The following is a 7,253-nucleotide window of genomic DNA, read 5'->3' as shown; positions in this document are numbered from 1 at the left end:
ATTTATCTTTACTTGTAACAAACTCAAGAATAATAAATACTGCTGCAATAATAAATATTGGTATCAAAGAGCTAAGCATTTTTCTGTTTTTCTGTAAGTGGAAAAGTTGTTATCTATTGGTTTCCTAAGCCATAAATTATATATTATCTATGCGCTAAAATACAAAAAATACAATCCTGTGGATTTTTTTCATCCGCTGTACGCTCAATGCGGCTGACTTCCTGCCAATCCTCGTCTTCCAAAACGGGAAAATAGGTATCACCCTCAAATTCAGCCTGAACTTCCGTGAGATAAAGTCGTTCAGCCAGTGGCAAGGTTTGCGCATAGAGTTGACCACCACCAATGATCATAATTTCAGGTGCATTTAAGTCTTCCAATGCCTGTAATTGATGAATCACCTGACAGCCAGGAATCAGCAAGTCTGAATCACGGCTGAGAACGATATTATCCCGCCCCGGTAATGGGCGACCGATGGACTCAAAGGTTTTACGCCCCATGACAATGGGCTTGCCCAGGGTATTTTGTTTAAACCAGGCCAGGTCTGCGGGTAAATGCCAGGGCATTTGTTGATTCAGGCCGATGACCCGGTTTTTGGATAAGGCGGCAATAATTGAAAGGTGCATATCGGTTCTCAGGTATTACGGATAACACCCCTTCAAAGGGGTGTTATCCGTTGGCTCCTTGGGAAATTAATCATCAAAAGTCTATCGCTATTTATTTTATCCGTGCCTTAGCAAGTTCGGCAATCACTGCCTGGGTTTCCGGGCGCACGCCGCGCCACAGATAAAAAGATTCTGCGGCTTGTTCAACCAGCATACCCAAGCCATCCACGCCATGTCCTCCCTGCGCAGTGGCCCATTGTACAAAAACAGTTGGTTCATTGGCATAAACCATATCATAGGCCAGCCCGTTTGCTGCCAGTAAACCGTCAGGCAGTGGTGGCAATTTCCCTTGCAGACCCGCAGAGGTGCCATTGATGATAATGTCAAAACATTGTCCCGTCAGCCCCTCATAACCTGTGGCTTGAATATCCGCATTGGGATATAGCGTGGCTAAACGCTCTGCTTTACTGACCGTGCGATTGGCAATAGACAATGTTGCAGGTGCGCTGTCCAGCAAAGGTGCAAGCACGCCACGCACCGCGCCACCCGCACCCAAAATCAGGATTTTTTTGCCACTGAGCTGCCAGCCATGATTTTCACTGATGTCGCGAACCAGACCTACGCCATCGGTATTGTCACCAAAACACAAACCACTTTCATCAAAGCGCAAAGTGTTGACCGCACCAGCAAGCTCAGCGCGCTCACTGCGTTGCTCGGCCAACTGCCAGGCATCTTCCTTAAACGGTACGGTTACGTTGCAGCCCCTGCCGCCTGCGGTACGAAAATCAGCAATAGCTGCGGCAAAGGCGTCTGGCTGTGCCAAAATCGCCTCATAAATCAGATTTTGCCGGGTTTGTTCAGCAAATAAGTTGTGAATGCGGGGGGACTTACTGTGTTTAATAGGGTTGCCAAAGACGGCATAATGATCAGCATGTTTCATAAGGTGAGTTCAATATAAAGTTTTTTAGGAGTGAGGATAAAATAAATACAGAAACTGGGCGCAGGATTTTTATTCATTTTCAAGGCGTGAAAACAGGCGCATAGCAAGCTATGTAACTGCCTAAGTCCAAACAGGCGGAACGCAGAAAATGGAGAAAAAGACCAGCCAAGTTGCTGAAGTTGTAAAATTCTCGCTCCTTATCCAAAAATGCTGAAACCCAGCACTCGCTATCAATAAGTTAGCATGAGATGTCAGCGGCTTTCAGGCGCAAAGCGAATGAATGAAGCTTACATCGAATTCAGGTTCCACATTAAACTCTCATTACAGACGCTTTGGTCTGATTCATGTATGATGAGACATTATACATCACTGCTTATTGCTTCATCACCCTGACAGCGCTTTTCATGAAACTTCGCAGCAAACTTTTATTGTCTTTTTTTCTTATTACTTCGGTGGCAGCCTCTTCAACCACCTTGTATGCAATTTATTTTTTCAGCAAAGAAATCAAATCTGATTCCCTGGCACAAATGCGGCAATCCATGCAGGTGGCGCAATTGGTTTACCACACGCAAATGGAGCGGGTGGCGGATATCGCACATTTTATTTCCAGTGATGAAACCCTGCAAAGCTTAAGTTTTTTTGGTATTCAACAAAAAATCAACAGCCGTTTGCAACAAATTCAGGAAGGCCACCCCAGTATTGCACAGATTCTGGTTATCAGTGGACGCAATAAACGTTTACTGGGCAGTGCTGAAAAAAATACCTATACCTGTCTGGCAACCGAAGGTACAGGGGAAGATACTAAGGATGAAGCGCAGGATAAGAACGGTGAACACCCCTTGTTTGCCAGCGTGATGCAGCAGGCACGCCCCCATTCTGCCACAGAACTTATCACTTGCGGCGAACAAAGCTTACTAGGCATTGTTGCTGCCGCACCTTTTTTCAGGGAAACCCTGGGCAAAGAAGTGTTTGGCGTGGTGCTGGTACGTTATATTCTGAATGAAAATACGGCGCTGGTTGAAAAAATCAATCATTTGCTGGGGGTTAATGTACTCATCAGCCACCAGAGCCAGACTATCAACCAATATTTATTGGCCCAGTCCACCCCCCCACAAATTTCTGCCAGTGTAAAAACCGTATTGCAGCAGCGCGGCTTTGATGAAATGGCGGATATTCGCCCTGGCGGACAATTAGCCGCGCATCAGGTCTTAAAGAACAGTCTTGGCAAGCAGATTGGTGTATTAAGCCTGAGCGTACCGGCTGATGAATTTGTACAGGTTTCCAACCAGGCAATGTTCCGTCTGATTGGAATTATGTTGATTTGTATTGTTCTGGCAACCTTGCTGGGTTATTTCATGGCGCATAATATCCTGACCCCGATTGAATATTTGCAACGCGGTGTTAAACGTCTGACCTCAGGGGACTTATCTCATGTGTTTACCTGGCAGCGCGATGATGAACTGGGCATTCTGGCGCAGGCATTTAACAGCATGGCAAAACAGCTTAATGGTTTTGTGAATGTACTCAAAGACACCATTGACACACTCACCCGCGCTGGTAACGCACTTTCTGCGGAAAAAGACTTAAACAACCTGCTGGAAATTTTTGTCAAGGAAGCGCGTTCCATCACCCACGCTGATACCGGTATTTTATATACATTGAGCGCGGGTGCCCTGCAATTTCGGATTATGCAAAGTGCCTCGCAGGAAGTTTTTGCGCGTAATACCTCAGCCAATCTGGGTTATGACGGCATTCCTTTGAGTAAAGCCGCGCACCAGTTATCCATTTATGCCGCCAAGCATCAGCGCCGGGTTTACGTTGCCGCAGGGCAAAAAATAGCCCCGGACGGCACCCCGATGCCAGAGAACCTGGCGGCGCATGAAACTGGACACGAAGCCATGCTGGTGGTGCCGATGCTGGATCGTAGTCATCAGACCATCGGGGTTTTACAACTCATCAACCCGGAACATGGCAAGCATCATGAACAGGAGCCGTTTAGCGAAAATCAGATAGAAATTGTCAGCGCTTTAGCCAGTCAGGCGGCGGTCGCCGTTGAAAATGCCTTGAGTTATGAAAAAATTCAGACGCAGAATATGGCTTTTCAGCGTTTTGTACCCACCGAATTTCTGACTTTTCTGGGTAAAACTGAAATTGAAGATATTCAGGTCGGTGATGCCAGCGTACAACATATGAGCGTTTTGTTTTCAGATATTCGCGCATTTACCAGCCTGTCCGAAGATCTACCCCCGGAGCAGGCATTTTTATTTCTTAATGATTACCTTAAATGGATAGGCCCAGGCATTGTGCAAAGTGGTGGTTTTATCGATAAATATATCGGTGATGCGATCATGGCCTTATTTTGTGGGGAGAAAATTACCAGTGCTGACGATGCAGTAGCAGGCGCGATAAATATGCTGTCACGTTTGCAGAATTTTAATCAGATGCGGGAAAAAGAAGGAAAATTTCCGGTTAATATTGGTATTGGCATCCACACCGGCGCTTTAACCCTGGGTACAATTGGTTTTGAAGGTCGTCTGGAAAGTACCGTGATTGGCGATACGGTGAATTTAGCAGCACGGGTGGAAAGTTTAACCAAACACTATGGCATTTATTTTGGGATTACCTCAGACACTCTGCAAGCCCTAAAACACCCGGATAAACTCTTAATTCGAGAATTGGACACGGTACAGGTACAAGGCAAGGAAACCGCCAATACGGTCTATGAAGTGTTTAATCATGACCCGGAAATGCTGAAAAATACCAAGTTAAAAACCCTGGCAGCCTATAACAAAGCTCAGAAATTATATAAAAGTCAGCAATGGGTGGCGGCATTATCGGCTTTTGAACAATTAGCCCAGCAACTACCGGAAGACCGCGTGATTCAATTGTATTGCGAGCGTTGCCAGCATTATCAGCAACATCCGCCAGCACCTGACTGGAACGGTATTACCCGCTTGGCGGCGAAGTAAGGCACTTGCTGAATACCGGTGTGAAATTTAGGTTATACCAAGCACTTTGCCACAAGTTGCATCAGCTTTTGCAAAGCGCCCCGGTTTTGTGCGACAAACTTTGCGCCATTTTCCCCAACTGTGGCACTTTGGGTTTTATCACTAAGCCAGTCTGTCACCTGCCGGGCAAGTGCCTGTTGACCCTCCAATTGCACGGCAGCCTGCGCTTGTAATAAGGCGCTGCTGATTTGCGCGAAGTTAAACATTGATGGCCCAAACATTACCGGCAAGCCTAAAGCGGCGGGTTCCAGGGGGTTATGTCCACCATTGGCAATCAGGCTGCCGCCGATAAACGCAACATCGCTGCTGGCGTATAAAGCCATCAATTCGCCCATGCTGTCGCCGAGAAAAACCTGGGTTGCTGCGTTGCACGTTTGTCCGCTGCTGCGGCGCACGGTTTTTAAGCCTGCCTGCTGACAATATAAAAAAACTTGCTCAAAACGCTCTGGGTGACGTGGCACCAGAATTAATAAACTGTCTGGCAGGGTTGCCAGCACGGTTTTTGCCGCTTGCAGAATAATTTGTTCCTCACCTTCATGGGTGCTGGCGGCAATCCAGACCGGACGTTTTGCCCATTGTTGCCGAAATACCTGGGCTTGTTGCTGGATGCTGGCTGCCAGTTCCAGATCAAATTTAATGCTGCCGGTGACTGTCAGGGTTTCCGGTTTTGCACCGAGTGCCAGCAGGCGTTGCGCATCACTTTCCCCCTGGGCGGCAATGGCGGATAAACAGGCCAGGGTTTTAGCGGTGAGTTGCGGGGCAAAACGTTGATAAGTGCGGGCGGAACGCTCGGACAGACGGGCATTTGCCAGCAGCAGCGGGATATTTCTTTGCTTGCAGGCAAAAAATAAATTAGGCCACCATTCGGTTTCCATAATAATGCCCAGTTGTGGTTGGGTGGCATCCAGCAAACGTCTGACTGCACCGGGGTAATCATAGGGCAGGTATACATGTTCAACACTATGCCCCAGGGTTTTAGACACATGTGCTGAACCGGTGGGGGTCATGCTTGTCACCAACAGGCTGTGATTGGGATAGCGTTGTTGCAGGGCTTTGATTAAGGGCAGTGCGGCCTGGGTTTCACCAAAAGAAACGGCATGTACCCAGATACGGGGCTGCCGGGGGAAATTCAAGTGCCAGGCAAAGCGCTCTATCCAGCGCTGGCGGTAAGCGGGTGCTTTACGACCCCGCCACCACAGGCGGATTAAAATAGCAGGCAGTAATAGATAAAGCAGGCTGGTATAGGCATAAGAGAGTGTGTTTTTACTGCCTTGCGTTCTATCTGCACTCATAAGGGTTTACCAGCGTAGCCAACTAAAAATCAACGTGAAGCAAAAAGCGGTTTTTTTGTGCCTTCAAGTACAAAAAAGAAGCTTTTGCGTAACTCCTGTTTACAAATCCGCAGCAATAACAATCTGCTGGGTTTGCTCCAGCTTGCCACTGGCTTCCGAGTAATGGTACACATCATAGACTGGTGCGCCCACCACGTCGCCATTGGCATCCCAGCCCATATCAGCATTGGATGCACCATAAAAATCCACTTCCTGACCCTTGCGAATCAGTTCCAGACCCGCAGCAATCTGACTGGGGGCAATGGGTTCACCCGGTGGATTCATCACTGCGCGCAGGCTGTCGCGCACCATTTCTCCGGTGGGGTTGTCAGTGTTATTGATGATACCTGCGCGTTCAATTGCCAAGCTCAGCACCATAATCAAATCATACGCATGGGCAGTAAAATTTAGTGCTTCCTGTTGAAATTGCGCTTGATACAGCGCAGCAAAATGCTGATATTCAAAACTGTCGCGCAGACCAAATCCCGGCGTGGCGGCGATACTGCCGCGCAAACTGTCTGAGTTGGCAATGCTGTCGGTGAAACCCGCTGCCAGCGCGGCATCTGAGAAAATATAAAAACCATTAAAGCCAATGCTGCTGGCTTCATTAATGAAATTCGCCGTGGTGGTGCTACGCAATAACACCGGAAATACGCAATCGGGTTGTGATAAATAAATCTCGGGAAAGTATTGCCCAAAGCCTGTGCTCAAGTTGCTGGGCAGGGCGACATTATTCAGCACCGTGCCACCTTTGGCGCTGAAACTATCAGCAAAAGCCTGGGTTAAACCTGCGCCATAACTGTCGGTTTCCGTATATAGGCTGGTGCAGCTTCTGGCCCCCGCCTGCCAAGCCAGCTCAGCCAATACCTGTGCGCCAAATAAGTCAGAGGGTGGTATCCGAAAAACAAAATCATTATCGTCTAAATTCGTGATACTGGGTGAAGTTGAGGAATCTCCCATCAGTAGTGTTTTACGGGGTACGGTGACTTCAGCCAGTTTTTTAACCACATAAGAAGAGCCGGTGCCAATAATCGGGATATGGTAATCCTCAATCATTTTACGCGCAGTTTCCTGTAAATCGATGACTTCAAAAGCATCAGCGGTCTGGAAATTGGTGGCAACGATATTCAGCCGCTTGCCGCCCAGCAAGCCACCGATGGCGTTGATTTGTTCCGCTGCCAGCAGTTTGGCATCGCGTCTATAGGGATAAAGCGGGAAAAATCCCAGGTTATAGGCGTTGGCATCAAATTGATCCACAAAGGGATCAAATGCCAGCGGTGTGTCTTCACCACCGCCGCAGCCACTGAGCAAAGCGGCTAAAGCAAGACTTATCAGATAATAAGATAATTGTTTTTTAGTATTCATCATTAAT

At 47.7% G+C, this 7,253-nt stretch carries 5 protein-coding genes; 1 reads left to right on the top strand and 4 read right to left on the bottom strand.

All coding sequences use genetic code 11. The annotated features are described in order from the left end of the window. Positions 1-143: 143 nt before the first annotated feature. Both folA and aroE read right to left on the bottom strand, forming a co-directional pair. Positions 144-623: a type 3 dihydrofolate reductase gene (gene folA / locus QUF61_RS15790; protein WP_289682565.1), complete on the bottom strand. Its 480-nt coding sequence runs from the start codon at positions 621-623 to the stop codon at positions 144-146. Between the two features lie 91 nt (positions 624-714). Then, positions 715-1,542: a shikimate dehydrogenase gene (gene aroE, locus QUF61_RS15785; RefSeq protein ID WP_289682564.1), complete on the bottom strand. Its 828-nt coding sequence runs from the start codon at positions 1,540-1,542 to the stop codon at positions 715-717. Between the two features lie 428 nt (positions 1,543-1,970). On the opposite strand from aroE, the gene QUF61_RS15780 reads away from it, so the two are divergent. Next, positions 1,971-4,511, top strand: a complete 2,541-nt coding sequence (locus QUF61_RS15780) for an adenylate/guanylate cyclase domain-containing protein (RefSeq protein WP_289682563.1) — start codon at positions 1,971-1,973, stop codon at positions 4,509-4,511. A gap of 32 nt (positions 4,512-4,543) precedes the next feature. Here QUF61_RS15780 and waaA read toward each other — a convergent pair whose 3' ends face one another. Continuing rightward, complete coding sequence (gene waaA, locus QUF61_RS15775) at positions 4,544-5,842, bottom strand: lipid IV(A) 3-deoxy-D-manno-octulosonic acid transferase (protein ID WP_289682562.1); 1,299 nt, start codon at positions 5,840-5,842, stop codon at positions 4,544-4,546. A 99-nt stretch (positions 5,843-5,941) separates the two neighbouring features. Beyond that, entirely contained in the window at positions 5,942-7,249 is a 1,308-nt protein-coding gene (locus tag QUF61_RS15770; protein WP_289682561.1) for an ABC transporter substrate-binding protein, read from the bottom strand. Positions 7,250-7,253 lie beyond the last annotated feature (4 nt).

This window comes from Candidatus Venteria ishoeyi (assembly GCF_030378065.1).
Taxonomy (GTDB): Bacteria; Pseudomonadota; Gammaproteobacteria; order Beggiatoales; family Beggiatoaceae; genus Venteria; species Venteria ishoeyi.
This window is presented reverse-complemented; position numbering and strand designations above follow the sequence as displayed.